Origin of the sequence: Photorhabdus khanii NC19, from assembly GCF_000517265.1 — a bacterium.
Lineage (GTDB): Bacteria > Pseudomonadota > Gammaproteobacteria > Enterobacterales > Enterobacteriaceae > Photorhabdus > Photorhabdus khanii.
This window is the reverse complement of record NZ_AYSJ01000009.1, coordinates 34581-51747: the sequence shown is the minus strand read 5'-3', so window position 1 is coordinate 51747 and position 17167 is coordinate 34581. Positions and strand designations below refer to the sequence as shown.

15 protein-coding genes and 3 pseudogenes are annotated in these 17167 nt (G+C 41.6%); 3 read left to right on the top strand and 15 right to left on the bottom strand.

All coding sequences use genetic code 11. From position 1 onward, the window contains the following. Positions 1-16: 16 nt before the first annotated feature. From gyrB to PTE_RS23615, 3 genes and pseudogenes are all read left to right on the top strand, one after another. Complete coding sequence (gene gyrB / locus PTE_RS09085; RefSeq protein ID WP_036845337.1) at positions 17-2431, top strand: DNA topoisomerase (ATP-hydrolyzing) subunit B; 2415 nt, start codon at positions 17-19, stop codon at positions 2429-2431. 138 nt (positions 2432-2569) lie between these two features. Beyond that, positions 2570-3049, top strand: a pseudogene (locus PTE_RS09080) (Hcp family type VI secretion system effector). Between the two features lie 545 nt (positions 3050-3594). Next, positions 3595-4564 (top strand): annotated as a pseudogene (locus PTE_RS23615) (IS30 family transposase). Between the two features lie 147 nt (positions 4565-4711). Here PTE_RS23615 and PTE_RS09065 read toward each other — a convergent pair. The 15 genes and pseudogenes from PTE_RS09065 to PTE_RS08995 form a co-directional block, all read right to left on the bottom strand. Then, on the bottom strand, positions 4712-5023 hold the full coding sequence (locus PTE_RS09065) for a hypothetical protein (protein WP_036845329.1): 312 nt from the start codon (positions 5021-5023) through the stop codon (positions 4712-4714). Further along, the gene (locus PTE_RS09060; RefSeq protein ID WP_036845327.1) at positions 5023-5781 is read right to left on the bottom strand and encodes a DUF4225 domain-containing protein; all 759 of its coding nucleotides are present in this window, start codon (positions 5779-5781) and stop codon (positions 5023-5025) included. Before PTE_RS09060 ends, PTE_RS09065 begins: the two co-directional genes overlap by 1 nt. Before the next feature lie 175 nt (positions 5782-5956). Continuing rightward, positions 5957-7063, bottom strand: a complete 1107-nt coding sequence (asd, locus tag PTE_RS09055) for an aspartate-semialdehyde dehydrogenase (RefSeq protein ID WP_036845324.1) — start codon at positions 7061-7063, stop codon at positions 5957-5959. 290 nt (positions 7064-7353) lie between these two features. Continuing rightward, a complete protein-coding gene (locus tag PTE_RS09050) occupies positions 7354-7575 on the bottom strand; it encodes an ogr/Delta-like zinc finger family protein (RefSeq protein WP_036845321.1) in 222 nt (73 codons plus the stop codon). 74 nt (positions 7576-7649) lie between these two features. Further along, entirely contained in the window at positions 7650-8735 is a 1086-nt protein-coding gene (locus PTE_RS09045) for a phage late control D family protein (protein WP_036845319.1), read from the bottom strand. Beyond that, a complete protein-coding gene (locus PTE_RS09040) occupies positions 8732-9196 on the bottom strand; it encodes a phage tail protein (RefSeq protein WP_036845316.1) in 465 nt (154 codons plus the stop codon). Before PTE_RS09040 ends, PTE_RS09045 begins: the two co-directional genes overlap by 4 nt. Positions 9197-9198: 2 nt before the next feature. After that, on the bottom strand, positions 9199-11619 hold the full coding sequence (locus PTE_RS09035) for a phage tail tape measure protein (RefSeq protein ID WP_241826184.1): 2421 nt from the start codon (positions 11617-11619) through the stop codon (positions 9199-9201). Beyond that, the gene (locus tag PTE_RS23610; protein WP_021325003.1) at positions 11612-11731 is read right to left on the bottom strand and encodes a GpE family phage tail protein; all 120 of its coding nucleotides are present in this window, start codon (positions 11729-11731) and stop codon (positions 11612-11614) included. Before PTE_RS23610 ends, PTE_RS09035 begins: the two co-directional genes overlap by 8 nt. Positions 11732-11745: 14 nt before the next feature. Continuing rightward, a complete protein-coding gene (locus tag PTE_RS09030; RefSeq protein ID WP_036845311.1) occupies positions 11746-12063 on the bottom strand; it encodes a phage tail assembly protein in 318 nt (105 codons plus the stop codon). A gap of 26 nt (positions 12064-12089) precedes the next feature. Further along, positions 12090-12605, bottom strand: a complete 516-nt coding sequence (locus PTE_RS09025; RefSeq protein ID WP_036845309.1) for a phage major tail tube protein — start codon at positions 12603-12605, stop codon at positions 12090-12092. 10 nt (positions 12606-12615) lie between these two features. Further along, a complete protein-coding gene (locus tag PTE_RS09020) occupies positions 12616-13791 on the bottom strand; it encodes a phage tail sheath protein (protein ID WP_036845307.1) in 1176 nt (391 codons plus the stop codon). A 547-nt stretch (positions 13792-14338) separates the two neighbouring features. Continuing rightward, positions 14339-14938, bottom strand: a complete 600-nt coding sequence (locus PTE_RS09010; protein WP_036845303.1) for a tail fiber assembly protein — start codon at positions 14936-14938, stop codon at positions 14339-14341. 208 nt (positions 14939-15146) lie between these two features. Further along, positions 15147-15357 (bottom strand): annotated as a pseudogene (locus tag PTE_RS27235) (phage tail protein); the annotation flags it as partial. 23 nt (positions 15358-15380) lie between these two features. Further along, positions 15381-16520, bottom strand: coding sequence for a phage tail protein (locus PTE_RS09000; protein WP_036845301.1), 1140 nt, complete (start codon positions 16518-16520; stop codon positions 15381-15383). Then, positions 16517-17131, bottom strand: coding sequence for a phage tail protein I (locus PTE_RS08995; RefSeq protein ID WP_036845299.1), 615 nt, complete (start codon positions 17129-17131; stop codon positions 16517-16519). The genes PTE_RS09000 and PTE_RS08995 overlap by 4 nt, the downstream gene beginning before the upstream one ends. Positions 17132-17167: the final 36 nt, after the last annotated feature.

Sequence of the window (17167 nt, the reverse complement as noted above, 5' to 3'; positions counted from 1 at the left end):
TGAGCGAGAAACGTTGATGTCGAATACATATGACTCCTCAAGTATCAAGGTATTAAAAGGGCTGGATGCGGTTCGTAAACGTCCGGGCATGTATATCGGTGATACAGACGATGGTACCGGCTTACACCACATGGTCTTCGAGGTTGTCGACAACGCTATCGACGAAGCCCTCGCAGGCCACTGTAGTGAAGTTATCGTCACTATCCATGCCGATAACTCTGTCTCTGTACAGGATGATGGTCGCGGTATTCCTACCGGTATACACGAAGAAGAAGGTGTTTCAGCAGCTGAAGTTATTATGACTGTGCTGCATGCGGGGGGTAAATTCGACGATAACTCTTATAAAGTTTCCGGCGGTTTGCACGGCGTAGGGGTTTCTGTTGTTAACGCCTTGTCTGAAAAGCTGGAACTGGTTATCCGCCGTGACGGCAAAGTTCATGAACAGACTTATCACCTTGGTGTGCCACAAAGCCCACTAAAAGTCGTTGGTGAAACCGAACAGACCGGTACCCGTGTCCGCTTTTGGCCGAGCATGGATACTTTCAGTAACAACACTGAATTCCAGCACGACATTCTGGCTAAACGTCTGCGTGAGCTGTCCTTTCTGAACTCAGGTGTATCTATCCGCCTGCTTGATAAACGCACCAATATTGAAGACCATTTCCATTATAAAGGTGGTATTAAGGCGTTTGTTGAATTCTTAAATAAAAACAAAACACCAATCCATCCCAATGTTTTCTATTTCTCTACAGAAAAAGATAGCATCGGTGTTGAAGTCGCATTGCAATGGAACGATGGTTTCCAGGAAAATATTTACTGCTTTACCAACAACATCCCGCAACGTGATGGTGGTACTCACTTAGTTGGTTTCCGTACTGCGATGACCCGTACTCTCAATAGCTATATGGACAAAGAAGGGTACAACAAGAAATCTAAAGTCAGCGCCACCGGTGATGATGCCCGTGAAGGCTTGGTCGCAGTTATTTCCGTTAAAGTACCTGATCCAAAATTCTCTTCTCAGACCAAAGACAAACTGGTTTCTTCCGAGGTGAAAACGGCGGTTGAAACACTGATGAACGAGAAGCTGGTGGAATACCTGCTGGAAAACCCGAATGACGCTAAAACCGTCGTCGGTAAAATTATCGACGCAGCCCGCGCCCGTGAAGCAGCCCGTAAAGCACGCGAAATGACACGCCGCAAAGGGGCTCTTGATCTAGCTGGTCTGCCCGGCAAACTAGCAGATTGTCAGGAGCGTGATCCGGCACTGTCCGAACTCTACTTAGTGGAAGGGGACTCTGCGGGAGGTTCCGCAAAACAGGGGCGTAATCGTAAAAATCAGGCAATTTTGCCATTGAAAGGTAAAATCCTGAACGTTGAAAAAGCGCGTTTCGACAAAATGCTCTCTTCTCAGGAAGTCGCAACCCTGATCACTGCGCTGGGCTGCGGTATTGGCCGTGACGAATACAACCCGGACAAGCTGCGTTATCACAGTATTATCATCATGACAGATGCGGACGTCGATGGTTCTCATATCCGTACTCTGTTGCTGACTTTCTTCTATCGTCAAATGCCAGAAATCATTGAACGTGGTCATGTATTTATTGCGCAACCACCACTGTATAAAGTGAAAAAAGGCAAACAAGAACAATACATTAAAGATGATGAAGCAATGGATGAGTACCAACTGTCCATTGCATTGGATGGCGCATCACTTTACACCAACAAACACGCACCCGCCCTGAAAGGGGAACCACTGGAAAAACTGGTGACAGAATTCAATAGCGTGCAGAAAATCATTAAACGTATGGAGCGCCTGTATCCACTAAGTCTGTTGAACAATCTGATTTATCATCCAAAGCTAACTGAAGAAGAGCTGTTTGATAAAACCAAAGTTGAAGAATGGATTAAAACGCTGGTTACTCGTCTGAATGACCGTGAACAACACAGCAGCAGCTACAGCCATCGCCTCCATGAAAACCGTGAGCGCCAAATGTATGAACCCGTTCTGTGTGTTCGTACACATGGTGTTGATACTGACTATCTACTAGACTTCGATTTTGTCCACGGTGGTGAATATCACCGTATTACCCAATTGAGCGACAAACTTACCAATTTGATCGAAGAAGACGCTTATATTGAGCGTGGTGAACGCCGCCAACCTGTCTCTGATTTTGAGCAGGCTCTGAACTGGCTAACCAAAGAATCACGTCGTGGCCTGTCCATACAGCGTTACAAAGGCCTGGGAGAAATGAACCCTGAGCAGTTATGGGAAACAACCATGAACCCAGAAACCCGCCGTATGATGCGTGTGACAGTAAAAGATGCTATTGCAACTGATCAACTGTTCACAACCTTGATGGGTGATGCTGTTGAACCTCGCCGTGCATTTATTGAAGAGAACGCCCTGAAAGCGGCCAATATTGATATCTAATTGCTATTCTTAACAATCTCCAAAGCGCTCATATTTATTCTCTATGAGCGCTTTTTTATCTGTTATTTATAACCAATAAAGTGTAATTTATCTAATGTTTCTGTAAAACATCACTTAAATATAATCTAAGGATATAATATGGCTGACATGATTTACATGACGATAAAGGGAAAGAAACAAGGATTAATATCAGCGGGATGTTCTTCTGTTGATTCTATTGGTAATAAATATCAAGCAAACCACTTTGATCAAATATTAGTTTATAGCTTAAGCCACGCGATAACATGAGCTCAAAACGTCGAACATCAACCCATTGTTATTCAAAAACCTATCGACAAATCATCACCATTACTTGGTGTTGCTATTTCTGATAATGAGTCTCTTGAATGCTCTATTGATTTTTACCGAACTAACTCAAATGGTGCTCAAGAACGTTATTACAATATAAAAATCACTGGTGCCACAATCACTGAAATAAGTGTGTTACATCCACACTCATTGAATCATAATGAGCTTCCACCACAGGAAAGTATTTCGTTAAAATATACAAACATTACCTGGAATCACCTTATCGCAGGTACTGGTGGTTATAGTATTTGGGATGACAGGATTTATTAAAAGAGCAAAACAAGGCGTTTTAACTTCACGCCTTGTTTCATTAACGAACTTTTCTCGGTAGAACCAAAGCATATAAAATAGAGAATATCATACTTCCTATTTTAATCTCTTCACTATTTAAATTAATGAATTTCGATATAAAATCATGGTGCTCATTAAGGCCAACAACAAATAGTTGTATATAACCAAATATAATTACGCTTTTTATCCACAATCTTTTTTATAAAATAAAATGAGATAAAAACAACTAAAGACATAATATAATAAAGAGAAATATCCCACCCAGTGGGCTTAGTGGAAATTGTAACATCGATATAATTCATTGATATAATTCATTATTATTACCATTAGTAAGTTAGTATAACTACTTCAATTTTATTGAAAAAATAATTCTAATTAAAATAGAAATTACAGGATCATTACAGCCTCTAACAACCCATGATTCATATTATTTATATCTGGCGGATTCGACTAATAAGTGCAATTTTTCAGAAAGGCGGTCAGTTGCTATAGTAGGCACCTTTCCCGCCACAGGAAAATGCACTATGGCCTATACACAACTGACCGAGACAGAAAGATATCAGATTTCCAGTTTAAAAAAAGCGGGTTTTTCACAGCGTTTCATTGCTGAGTCACTTAAGCGAAGCCCGTCGACCATCAGCAGAGAATTGAAGAGAAATCAAGAAGTCCAGACATACTGCCCTGAACAGGCTCATTTGAAGGTATTGGCTCGTCGTCATTTTGCTAAGAAAGCCGTGAAAATAACGCCGGAAGTAAAAAAATGGATAAAACGGTTAATTTGGAAAGACTTAAGTCCTGAACAGGTGGCTGATTATTTAAAGCAACATAAAGGGATATCTTTGCATCATGAGACAATTTATAGACTGATTTATAAAGATAAAATAGAGGGGGGTGATTTATGGCAACATCTGCGAATTGGCAGAAAACCCTATCGTAAACGTTATGGTAGCTATGACAGAAGAGGCAAAATTAAAAATCGGGTCAGTATTGATGAACGCCCGGAAATTGTTGATAAAAAAGAACGTATTGGCGACAGGGAAGGAGATACGATGATANGGAAAGGAAAAAAAAAGTGTCTTATTAACATTGGTTGACCGCAAGACGCTGTATACAATTATCGTTAAACTTGATAGCAAGCGAGCTTCAGAAGTCGCGAAAGCGGCAGTGAAAGTATTATTTCCGTTAAAACAAAAGGTTAAGACCATCACGTTCGATAACGGTCTGGAGTTCGCAGATCATGAAATCATCAGTGAAAAATTAGAAACCCAAATTTACTTTGCTCACCCTTATTCGCCTTGGGAAAGAGGGATCAATGAGAATATCAATGGGTTAATCAGACAATACTTTCCAAAGGGAACCGATTTTAATGAAATCTCTGATCAGGAAATAAATTTTGTGGTAAACCGATTAAATAATCGCCCCCGGAAAACACGGGGTGGGAAAACACCGAATGAATTATTTAAGGGAATACGAACATGTTTACTTCCAGATTAACGATGTTGCACTTATTATGTGAATCTACCTCTTCTATCATTATATTATAATACAAAGAGTAACATCATCAGCCACCATTTCTGTGCTTAATATTAAAAAGACCTTTTCTTTACATATAGGCTAAAATAGCTATTTATAAAACAAAAGTTATTTAGAGTATTTCCTTGGTATCAAAAAAGCATATAATATTGAAAATATAACACCACCAAACTTTATACTTTCACTTTTAAAGTTAATAAAATAAGGTATATCGTATTCATATCCTGTTAAAATTAGCTGAATGCTAGATAATATAAGAACAAAAATAACATCAAAAACAATAAAAAAATTATTACTACTTTCTTCTACAATTCTTTTTATAATAAACAAAATAAATAACATAATAATAGAAAAAAAATAGTAACACAATATATCTAACCATGATGATTTAGTTGAAATAATAATATCAGTATAATCCATTATTCTTTTTCCTTTTGTATTTTATAAATACCCCAAGCAGTATAAGAATCGGCAGCAACTTCTGTTGATAAGCTAATTACATCCATTTCTTTCCACCCTCTGGTAAAATCACTATTGATATTTCTAAATAAACTCCAAGATTTTTCCCTTGGCTTCAAGACTCTTCTAAAAATTCCATAACCTGAAAGAGCCAAATCAACAGTTGCATAAGCAATATCTGCATCTTTATCACTTAGGCCAATTTTGTTAGCAATATACCTGTATCCTTCTCTGACACCACCATTAATATTTTCTCTGTACAATAGATAATATCCATTTTCAACAATATTATTGTATCCATGAGACATTACTGGAACACCAAACGAAGCACATGCTAACCCTAGGGAAGCTTTACAAACTGTATACCCAGTAAGAAGTTGAGTACCACCAGCAACAAATCCAACTTGCTTTAACATAAGAGTAAAAAAACTTGATTTTTCTCTTTCCTTTTCAATTATTACATATTGCTTTACTCTATTTGCTGTTAAATAGAAAGCTTGCTCTTTCAGGTGATCTATTTCAAATTGGATTAATTCAATTGCACCACTTGAAGATAAACAATGAACACGAACCCGTCCCAATATATCCTCTATAAAAATATTTACATCTGAATTAAAATCCATTTCAATTTTACTATGACTGATATAGCGAAAAGATAACGTTCTTGCCAGCTCTCTTAATTCTCTTACTTTTAAACTCAGTAGCTTATCTTGTTCCATCCCCGTCATCTCCATAAAAATGATTTACTAGGTAGATACAAATCATAAATATAATTTATGGAATATAACAAAAATAAACCAATAAAGAAACAATCAACAGAACCATCAAATGCCATATAGAGAAATCCACCCGAATAACGAGTGGATTTTTACATAAATAAATAGATTAAAATGATTAAGCCAGAATACGTAACATACGACGCAGAGGCTCTGCTGCTCCCCACAATAATTGGTCACCTACTGTAAAAGCAGATAAATATTCTGGGCCCATATTCAGCTTACGTAAACGCCCCACAGGAGTATTCAACGTGCCTGTTACCGCTGCCGGAGTTAATTCCCGCATACTCAGCTCACGATCATTTGGGATCACTCTTACCCAGTCATTGTGCGCAGCCAGTAATTGCTCAATTTCAGGAATCGGAATATCTTTTTTCAATTTCAGAGTAAATGCCTGGCTGTGGCAACGTAAAGCTCCGATACGTACACACAAGCCATCAACGGTAATAATCCTATTACCGGTATTGAGGATCTTGTTGGTTTCTGCCTGCCCTTTCCACTCTTCACGGCTCTGACCGTTATCAAGCTGTTTATCAATCCATGGGATCAAACTACCTGCCAGTGGTACGCCAAATTGGTCTGTTGGTAAAGAACCGCTACGGGTGAAATCTGTTACCTTTCTTTCAATATCCAGGATAGCAGATGCCGGATCTTGCAGCTCTTTTGCTACCTGAATGTGCAAAGAGCCCATTTGAAGCAGTAATTCGCGCATATGACGGGCACCGGCACCAGAAGCTGCCTGATAAGTCGCAACAGAAGCCCATTCAACCAAATCATTAGCAAATAAACCGCCCAAAGACATCAGCATTAAGCTAACGGTACAATTACCACCAACAAAAGTTTTTATACCTTTATTAAGACCTTCCTGAATATGAGCATGATTGACCGGATCAAGAATAATGATGGAATCATCATTCATACGCAGCGCTGATGACGCATCAATCCAATATCCCTGCCAACCCGTTGCTCTTAACTTCGGATAAACCTCATTGGTGTAATCCCCACCTTGGCAACTAATAATAATATCCAGAGCGCTAAGAGCCTCAATATCGAAAGCATTCTGTAAGGTACCTTGTTGACCTGTAAAATCAGGTGCAATCTGCCCATGTTGTGATGTCGTGAAGAATACAGGATGAATAATATCAAAATCCCGTTCCTCAATCATACGCTGCATTAATACTGAGCCGACCATACCACGCCAGCCGATAAAGCCCACATTTTTCATCGTTATTGTCCTGTCTTAGGGAGTGTCAATCAGAGATTATAACTACACTAAAGCTGACAAAATATAACCAGAGGCGCAAGTGAATTTATTAACTATTCGCAAAATATTTAGTGGCGCAGTTAATACAAAAGGGATAACAAATCCAAAACCATAAAATTTATATTCACCCCATATCTCACAGTGGAAGTGACCATTTCACTAGCCACCTATCGGTGGCAAACATCGTCAAGCGACTGTTCCCCATCCGCACTGGACGGGGTTTACAGCATTTTTTACTAATCTTCTAATCTTTAAGCTAAATCTAACTGAACCTTAGATTTTTCTTTGGGGTGTGGTTTAACACTTACCACTTCACCAGGTTTGGAAATAAAACGGACAAATGTTTCATGGCTGACGAAAGTTGCACCACAGTTTATGTTTTGACACTGGTTGTAACGTTCTTTTGTCTGACTGGAATGTTCAAAACTACTGCGTGCATGAGCAGCTTTACCACAAAGAGGACACTTGATCATATATTTTACCTTAAATGAAAAACAAACTCTCATTATGTGAACAATATAACAATCAGATCTCATTTAAAGAACAATTATTTCATATCGAGATCATCAATTTTTAATTCCAGAGCCAGCGCTGTTGTAAAACCTCCACCAGATCCATTCATAGTGTGAGTGACAGTCGTTAGTGTCCATTCCGTATTATCTATTTCTGGCTTAAAACCAGTGACTTTTATGGGTACTTCGGGGTAAAGATCTGCACGCCCCCGAGCCAGTTGAATTGAAAATGTCGCTGTACCACGTTGCATTTTTTCCCAGACAACTTTAGCAGCGCGTTTAGCGCTGGCTTCATCAGCATAAATACGGGAAAGTTCCAGTGCATTATCCTTACTGCCAACCAAATATGATTTTGATTTGTCAGTATTTTCCTGATTTTTTCGCTTAACGGTTAAAATGTGCTTTTTTTCCGGCTTACGGGTATCCAACCAATTTGCTACCACGCCAGTATAAGCATCACGGTCAGACAGAGTAAAATTATGGCTGTCTCCTAACTGACGAGTGATAACTAATGCAGGAATAATTTGACCACTGGCTGTTTTGTTCTGTCCTTGCCGGATAAATATCAATTTGCCATTTTTTACTGAAGCAATTGCCCCTTCCTGATTTGCCAACCGGGTAAGAAAGCTACTATCAGACTCATTTGTCTGATCGATATGATTAATAAATACTTGCTCTATATCCTTATGCAAATCAGCGGTAAGTTTATTTCTGGCAGCAATAGTACGAACAATATCGCCAATCGTTTTCTCATGATAAGACTCTTCGCGTCTCATATTGAGAGATTCGCGGAAATCAGCACTGCGGGCACGGATAGTCAGTTTATCCGGCGCTCCACTGTGCTCAATTTCATCTACAGTAAAACGCCCCTTACTAATTAGTGGTTGATCGCGCCACCCCAATGCCAGAGAAATCACATTCCCTCTGGAAGGTAGCATCAAGGTTCCATCTGCATCATCCAGTTCAATATCAAGCTGATCAGCCTCAAAACCACGATTATCTGTCATCGTCAGTGACATCAAGCGCGACTGAATGCGCTCGCTGATATCTTTATTATCAATTTCCAGAAGAAATGCCGGGGTGTTGCCTTTTTCGGTAACCCGATCAAACTCAGATGTCATGGTAACACCTCACCAACTCTACCGGATAGATTGTCTGTGAGCATAGAGAACTGTCCCTGCAAATCACCAAACATTTCCCCCAGAGAGCTATCAACTCGCCGCAATGTCAAAGTAAAATCAATTTTGCGGGCAGCACCATTCGACATAAACTCCGTTTTTGTCTGGTCGATACTCTCAATCACAAACATGCCATAAATCGTGCCATTGCCATCTAAAAAAGACCATGCTTTTCCGCTATCAGCCATAACTTGTAAAACCATCAACGATAAGCGACCACCGGTAATTTCTGGATGTAATGTGCCGGAAAGTGTCATAGTGTCGTTATCCGGCCCCAGAAATTGCCAGGCAGGCCGCATTCCGATACGGCTGTTAAAAGCATGTCTCCATGACTGCTGATGTTGCAAATTCTGGTATGGCGTAGTTTTCAGCATAAAAACAAATAAACCCAGTGCAGCCATCATAATTAGAATTCCCCTCTGTCAGAGTATGAACTACGTAAACGAGCTTGCTGTTTACGTTCCCGATCATCCAGTTCGCGCCTGACCGCTGCAGCAATATCCTGCGCAGACTGCCCCGGAGCACCATAAATATTTATGTGATAGACAGGCGATTCATTACGATACTGTATCTGTTTTTTATCTACCTTTTCCTGAACCTGTGGATAAGCATGAATCGGCAAACTCTGAATATGCAACGGTGCAGTTCTGGCCGCAGTAGAAGGTGCCATCACACTTAAAGAAAATGCAGCAGCAGCGGCAAATTTAGCTGTCTGGCGTCGACTAATGATATTAACAGGGCCTGAAACAATCTCCGGTCCATATTCGCCAACAATACCGAATTTTCCAGCTGGAATAATTCTCCCCTTACTATGTTTGGGCAATACCGAACTGACATCAGAACTAATGTTATTACTGACGCCTTTTGAAGCATCATCCCACGGCCGCATCCACTCAGGGATATAATCAGACAATGAGGTCAATTTCTTTTTCAGCGCCTCCCATTTTTCATTAATCCCATCTAGCAAACTGTTAACTATCGCGGTTCCGAACTCTTTAAATTTATCGGGCAGACTCATTATGCCGGTAATAATTTCATTCCATTTATCTGAAATCGATATTTTAATACTTTCCCAGATATTCAATGTATTTTGTTTAACAACTTCCCAGGCATTACTTATATTAGTTTTTATATTCTCCCAAGTTTCCACAACTCTCAGTTTAATTGATTCCCATTTCTCACTTAGACTAGTTTTAATATTTTCCCAAAGCTGGGAAAATTTCGGCCCCAGGGCTTCCCAGTTTTGCCAAATATAAACAGCAGCCATAGAAATCAAACCAATAATGGCAAGGATTGGGTTAGCCATCATCAGACGACCCACGATCATCATGGTGCTACCCAACATTTTCAGAGCGTTCCCCACAAATCCGAGGGCTCTCACGCCAGCACCGCCAAAGAGAGTCAGACTATATTTCGCCACTGCTAACGGAAGTAATATTGAAGCGATCGCTTGGGCCAAGGCGCCGAAAACAGTTAGCATCCCTCCGATTACCATCGTGATCGTCGCAAGTGTTGCAGCCAAGCGTGGATTAGCCTCCATCCACTCACCGACTTTATTAACCACATTTGTCACTTGCTGAGTGGCTCCCCTTAAAGGACCTTCTGCGCCGGAAAACATCTGAACCCCCAGATCACTCCAGGCAGCATTAAGTTTTTGGATATCACCAGTGAGGCTGTTTGTCATTGTAGATGCAACTTTTTGGGATTCGCCTTGGACACTCTTTAATTTAGTGATAAATGCCTGTAATCCCCCTTGCCCAGCTTGATCCACTAACACATTCAAAGCAGGAACGGCATTTTCACCACCAATTGCGGTGAAATAACCAATACGTTGTTCTCTGCTCATTGACCGAGTTTTATCATCCAATTCAGCGAGGATGTCAGGTAATTGCCGTAAATTACCTTTAGCATCACGGGTCTTGATACTTAGTTGTGCCAATGCAGCGGCAGCGGCTTTAGGCGGTTCAGCCAACCGTCCCAGCACACTGCTCAGAACCTCTCCAGCCTCACTTCCTTTGATATTGGCATCACTCAGCTTTCTGGTAGCAGCAGCAACAGTTTCAATATCAATCCCCAAAGAAGAAGCGGTCGGCGCAACAAATTTCATGGTGTCACCCAATGCCGCCAACGTCGTTTTTGAACCAGTAAACGTTGCCGTTAAAACATCACTCACACGGCTCATCTCTTCGGATTGTAATTTGAACCCTTCCAGCACATTAGTGCCAATATCAATGGTAGTGGCGAAATCTGCACCACTAGCCTGTGACATTGATACCGTACCGGGCATCATATTCTTTATCTGATCAGAGGAATAACCCGCAGAGGCATGAAGACTCTGCCCTTGCGCGATTTTGCTGGCATCAATTCCGGTACTTTTGCTCAACTCACGACTTTGATTGAGCAACATGGCATATTCAGGAGAATTTTTTTCAATATTAGTTTGTGCCTGAACTTTGGCCATTTGAGCCTTAAGATCATAACCCGGCATTAAAAAGTTTTTGCTGGTTGTCAGTATCTTAACGCCTGCCGATTTTGCATTAGCGCCATGCTGGCTAATGCGATCACGAAGATCTTTAATTTTGCTATAACGACTTCTACCGCGATTTTCTTCCTTTTTGCTACTGTCATGCGCAGTTCCCTGCGCATATTCAGGGGCAGAATAAGATTTAATCGCTTCACCAGTCTGATTTAATCGCTTGAGTTCATCACTGTTTTGCCGAATAGAATCCGCCAACTTTTTATTATTCCGTTGCACGGATTTCAAGGCGTTGGTCAGCTTATTAACAGACTGTATTACAAATTTAAGCTGTGACTGTGTATTACTCATTTTCTGCACCACTTCTTAAGATGGCCCGATGTCGCCAGTCCAGTAATTCCAGCAGTGACATTTCATTTGTTACTGCTGGAGACCAGTGGAAAACGGTGGCAATATCTGCCACCAATTCATCTACGGTTAGTCGGTTTGGAAACCGGACTTCGCCGACTTCGGTAACAAAAAATTGACCACCTCAACACTGAGATTAATCAGATCGCCAGGTGTCATTGCCAACAGGTCGCTTTTGGTTAAAGCGGGTGTGGTCACACGTGGCAAAACTAAAATCATTGAGTCCACATCCATCTCCAGCAGAGCCTGTAGCCGTGCACCACGCAGCGCACCACTGTTAGGTTTACGCACCACCACTTCAGTGATGTTGCTATTACCACGTGCAAGCGGTTCTTCTAATACGATTGTGCGCTGCTCGTCGTTTTGAGTAATGAGTGTTTCTGTCATGGTTCAACCTTGTTTATCCGATTAGATTAAAGACCCATAGCGCGACGATGATCTGCCAGGCGATCTTCACCATTAACCACTTCAACCATATTGACGGTATCCACTTCGATCAGGACTTCTCCATCCCATGTCAGTTTGAAGTAGGTATTTTTAGCGCTAATTTTGGTCTGAGTGTTATCGCCCTGCTTATAGGTGCCGTGGTCAAATTCATGGAAGCGGCCACGCATCACGACTTCAACAGCAATCACATCGTTGGTATCATCGCGCTGGAAGGAGCCTGCAAAGCGCAACATTACACCATCAGCTTTAGTTAGCCCCCACTGCCGATAATGCCGAGCCTCCATACCTCCCAGAGTAAATTCAACATCCAATGCGCCTTCATCCAGACCTAAGTCCACGGTCGCGCTACCGTTCATACCACCGCCACGATAGGTTTCCAATTTACGGCTCAGTTTAGGCAGAGTAAGTTCTTCTACTATTCCCTGATAGCTATTGCCGTCATTAAACAAATTCAGGTATTTAAGTTTGCGTGGTAATGCCATCTGTGCCCCCTTAGCCGTTTATGCTTTTTGCGAAATCCATCAAATAACGATCTGTAATACGCTGGCGTAACATCATGTTTTCCAGTGGTGGTACAGGTGTATAGTCATAATCGAGAGTCAATTTGCCCGCTTTCAGAGTATCTTTATCATTGGCTCTTTCGTCGTACCAGCACTTACCATCAATGATGTAACCCCCAGATTTCAATTCGCGGAATTTGGCGTTAATACCTTCGATAATGTCTCGTACCAGCGATGGAGTCAGTGGTTTATCGATCGCCCACATATGTGCTTCAGCCATGGTATCAGCCAGTACCTGTGCAGTACGGGTATAGCTTTCGAACTGGAACAATAGATCATCAGCACAAGTGCGGGAACCCCAGAAACGGAAACCGTTTTTACGGATAAGCGTAGTGATACCATTTTGGTTTAGCAGGCCAGAATCAGTCGCTGGGTCTTGCAGATCCCAGAATACGTCAGCAGAAAGACCGGTCACACCATTGACGCCGATGTTGGACAATGTCTTGTGCCAACCGGTTTCTTCATCAATTTTGGCACGCAGACCCAAGGCACGGGCAGTAGCGTAGGCGGTAACCTCTTTATTGGAAACAGTATCCCAACTCAAGAAATCAGGCCAAATCAGCATCAGCTCGCGCTGACCGAAGTTTTTGCGATATTCGAGAACTTCCGGGATAGTCTTACAACCATAAGCACTGACATAAGCCATTGCTCTTAGTTTTTGTGCAACACTTACCAATTCAACAGCAACAGCTTTTGTATCCAGACCAGGAACACCCAAAATTCGTGGTTTCACACCTAATTGGCTTTGTGCTGCCAACAGTGCCTGTATACCTGTTTTCTTTCCTTCATTAGTAGTGGTACCAATGATATTGCTGGTGGTTTTCTCTTCCGTGTCACCTTCTTCCACACGGACAACAACAGTGACAGGTTTAGACTGATCTGCGATAGCTTTAAGTGCCTGAGGCAATGTACCGGTTGTACCGGCTTTGCCAATGGCAGTTGAAACATCAGTAATCAAGACTGGCGTATCTAATGGAAAAGTTTTGTCTACTTCAGGACCACCACCAGTACACACCATACCGACAATAGCGGTGCTAACAGTGGTGATGGTGCGTGTGCCTTCGTTAATTTCCTCTACACGGACGCCGTGATGATATTCTTGTGCCATATTAGCGGTTCTCCTATTAAGGTGTCCCGCTATGTTGAGGTATCCAAACCATTAAATCATTCGATAGGAAATGTGTGGGGGATGATACAAACCAAATCGATTAATTTATTGTTTTTTAGTAAGTTAACCGTAAATTTTTGTAGATAGTGGGAAATGAAATACTGTAAATCAATACCAGTATTTTCCTGTAAATAACTATTCTGGTCATTTATTAACACCCGGATATAGCTAATCTTCGTCATATGTGATCCTACTTAATATCAATAAGAGGTTATTTTTATGGGAATTATCACGGATTGAGTTATTTTGAAAAATCTTGAAAGGTTGAGAGTTACCGGTTTTGATGCAGATTTTTAATCCTTATACAAAACACAAGAGGTAACTCTCGTGCTTCTCAAGGAAAAATGAGTTGTGGACAAACATGATATTAATAGATAGAAAACGGATCTGGGCGGGGAGGAATCTAGACCAGATTTAATCTGACAGACACCTGTATAACTAACCGGTAACTGTCAGATTAGGTTTTAAACTAATACACCTGATTATATTACTCTGCGGGTTTTTCAGGCCAGTTAATGTCAGGCGCGAATGAAACATCAACCCGGCTCAGTAATACCACATATTTTTTCCAAGCAAGCAATGACGCTTTTTCTGATTCAGAGGCCATTTCAGTCTCAGCGGCATATTGCAGTAAAGTCATAGCCTCATCTGCTTGTTGGCGAAGAGTGGCACGTTGTTGCTCTGCTTGTTCAATCTGACTGGCTTTTTGAGCTTTAATATCCGTTACCCATTTTTCACCATCCCATTTATCAAAATCGGTAGCGGGTTGTTTAAATGTCAGTATTTCTGGTAATTCACCTGGTTCAATAATTTCCTGCTGTTTCCCAGTTTGTGTATTGTAAGCTATTTGTCTGCGGTAATCTGGCACAATTAACCAGTTAGTTAAATCAGATGAACGGCAGGCGATATATCCCTCTTTAGTATCAGGTGGTGCATCTATGCAAGAATTGGCAGGAAGACCGACACCGACAGAAATATATTCATCAGTACTGCTTAAATATTCTCGCGTGCTTGCGTTGTAATTAAACACAATAATATTTCCGCTATCAATGGCAATATTATTTTTATCCAGTATAGCCTTATTCATCAGACAATCCTCACAATGTAATTAAATGCCACGTTTCTCGGGCGTGTTTCATTTTCACCATTCATCCCAATAGATTTGTTTTCCCCTAAACTGCCCCGGTAGTTAGGACCGCCTGTCATACCGCCACGCATGGGATCTGTATCCTCAAGACTAGTTTTATCACTGTTAGTGGTATAAATGCTGTGATTATGTCTTTTGAACGCATCAACTTGAATGCTCAGTAGTTGGCGACCTCTGTCAATGCCGCGCGCATCATCCCACCCTCGGATAAACTCACCTCTTAAATCGGGTAGTTTGCCGTCAGGATAGGCTTCAGCTAATTTCGGATACAGAGATTTATCAAATATTGCCCCATTACATTTCACCCATCCATTTGGGGGGATGTCAATCGGCCAGGGAAGAGGTATCCCTACAGGGATCACTTCGTGTACTGGCATGCTCATTATGCTGCCCTTACAATATAGTTAAATGCCACGTTGCGTGGTCTTGATGCCCCTATATAACCTGTATTGGCAGTCCAAGTTGTTGCTGAACCTACAGTCCTGGCTCTTAGTGAAATAGCTTTATTTTTGGGGTCGGGGGCATCCCATTGTAATGCCACACGATCATTAAGCGAGAAGTTAACAACATTATCAACTTGACCAACTTCCTGTACCAAATAAGACCCCTCTTGCCACACTAGTAATGAACGCGATGGATCGACGCCACGCCCGCTATCCCAACCCCGGATAAATTCACCGCGTAAATCGGGTAAATTACCGCCAGGATAAATCTTCGCTAATTCCGGAAATAGTGACTTATCAAAGGCTGCACCGTTACATTGCACCCACCCGTCTGGCGGTGTGGCAGTCGGCCAGGGAAGTGGCACTCCTACCGGAATTAACTTTTCCAACAAACCAAGGTTTTTCACAAAAGCATTCTTATCTGGGATATCTGCACCGTTCTGATTTTTTGCTAAAGCATTAGTATTTATTTTAGCTGCTAAATCATAAGCTGCTTTCACTGCTTTCGGCGTTGCTGCTGTGGTTTCATCATTACTATTGGTGGCACTGTTGAGTTTTGTAAAACCTTTTTCTGTCAACGTGGCATCTGGGTGATTACGGCTTTTTTCATGTTTTTGAATAGAACTATCTACATATTCACGAGTTGCTAAAACTATAGAGGGATCGATTTTCAGTGTTACTGAATCAGTGTTGCTGACAATCAATATCATCCTGACAGTTTGTGTTCTGCCCGAACCTTCTTGTAATTGTGGTTTGTAGGTTTCTGGGCAGTTTGCTACCGCAATCATATTACCTTCACTGTCAAACAAACCAATTTCACGCATCCACCAACCACCCTCACCTTCTGGGATAATTTGTTCAGCAATAATTTGGTTCGTGTTTACCGGATCGACACTTAATGTATTAATCGCGGCACGGCGTTTTTCATTAATCAGTTGTGTCTGATTAACGTCAGGGGATGGTAATTGACCTCCTCCATCACCAACAGCCATATGGGTAATATCGACTTTTGTTCCCAAGGCAGCAGCGTTTGCTAACTTTGCCGCTCCCATCTTGGTTAAAATTGCAAAGTATTTCATGGTGAAACCCTCAATGTATCTGTATCAATCAAATGAATTGCAGCCCCTAAAGATGCATCGCTGCCAGTAGAGATGATTTCAGGTAAATATTGATAAACAGTGAGATCATCTCCGCTATAACTTGCCGCAGCACAATAAAATTCGCCTTTAACATCCAGATTGACTGATAGACCTATCAGATGGCGACTCACAGGCTTGGCATCAGAAATCAGCCGCTCTAGCTCTAAAAAAGTTTCTTCGGTAATCCCATTTTCCTGTACCGCTATTCCCAACCGAAACGTGCCTGGTGTTTCGTTGTTCTGCCACCATTCCTGTATTTTTATGAGATAGCCTAATGGTTCCACCACACGGCGAATGGCTCCAATGGTCCCCTTATGTTTGTGCAGAAACAGCGAGTTTTTTATAACTTCCCGCTTAGTATTTACCGGCCAGTTTTCATCCCAGCGGTCAACAGACCACGCCCACGCCAGATAAGGTAATAACTCCTCAGGACAGGTATCGGGGTTCCAAAGTTGGCGAAGTGGCACCGGAATGTTTTGTAATTGCGAACACGCCTTAGCGGCAGCTATTTCCAGAACAGTGGAACCTGTTGGCAACAGGCGGTCACTCATCATAACCTCCCACGATTAGAGCTGGATTTGGTTTGG

Excerpts from the sequence above, each read along its gene's own strand:
- gyrB (WP_036845337.1), top strand. The coding sequence starts at position 17 with ATGTCGAATACATATGACTCCTCAAGTATCAAGGTATTAAAAGGGCTG.
- PTE_RS09065 (WP_036845329.1), bottom strand. The coding sequence starts at position 5,023 with ATGGATTATACTGATATTATTATTTCAACTAAATCATCATGGTTAGAT.
- PTE_RS09060 (WP_036845327.1), bottom strand. The coding sequence starts at position 5,781 with ATGGAACAAGATAAGCTACTGAGTTTAAAAGTAAGAGAATTAAGAGAG.
- asd (WP_036845324.1), bottom strand. The coding sequence starts at position 7,063 with ATGAAAAATGTGGGCTTTATCGGCTGGCGTGGTATGGTCGGCTCAGTA.
- PTE_RS09050 (WP_036845321.1), bottom strand. The coding sequence starts at position 7,575 with ATGATCAAGTGTCCTCTTTGTGGTAAAGCTGCTCATGCACGCAGTAGT.
- PTE_RS09045 (WP_036845319.1), bottom strand. The coding sequence starts at position 8,735 with ATGACATCTGAGTTTGATCGGGTTACCGAAAAAGGCAACACCCCGGCA.
- PTE_RS09040 (WP_036845316.1), bottom strand. The coding sequence starts at position 9,196 with ATGATGGCTGCACTGGGTTTATTTGTTTTTATGCTGAAAACTACGCCA.
- PTE_RS09035 (WP_241826184.1), bottom strand. The coding sequence starts at position 11,619 with ATGAGTAATACACAGTCACAGCTTAAATTTGTAATACAGTCTGTTAAT.
- PTE_RS09030 (WP_036845311.1), bottom strand. The coding sequence starts at position 12,063 with ATGACAGAAACACTCATTACTCAAAACGACGAGCAGCGCACAATCGTA.
- PTE_RS09025 (WP_036845309.1), bottom strand. The coding sequence starts at position 12,605 with ATGGCATTACCACGCAAACTTAAATACCTGAATTTGTTTAATGACGGC.
- PTE_RS09020 (WP_036845307.1), bottom strand. The coding sequence starts at position 13,791 with ATGGCACAAGAATATCATCACGGCGTCCGTGTAGAGGAAATTAACGAA.
- PTE_RS09010 (WP_036845303.1), bottom strand. The coding sequence starts at position 14,938 with ATGAATAAGGCTATACTGGATAAAAATAATATTGCCATTGATAGCGGA.
- PTE_RS09000 (WP_036845301.1), bottom strand. The coding sequence starts at position 16,520 with ATGAAATACTTTGCAATTTTAACCAAGATGGGAGCGGCAAAGTTAGCA.
- PTE_RS08995 (WP_036845299.1), bottom strand. The coding sequence starts at position 17,131 with ATGAGTGACCGCCTGTTGCCAACAGGTTCCACTGTTCTGGAAATAGCT.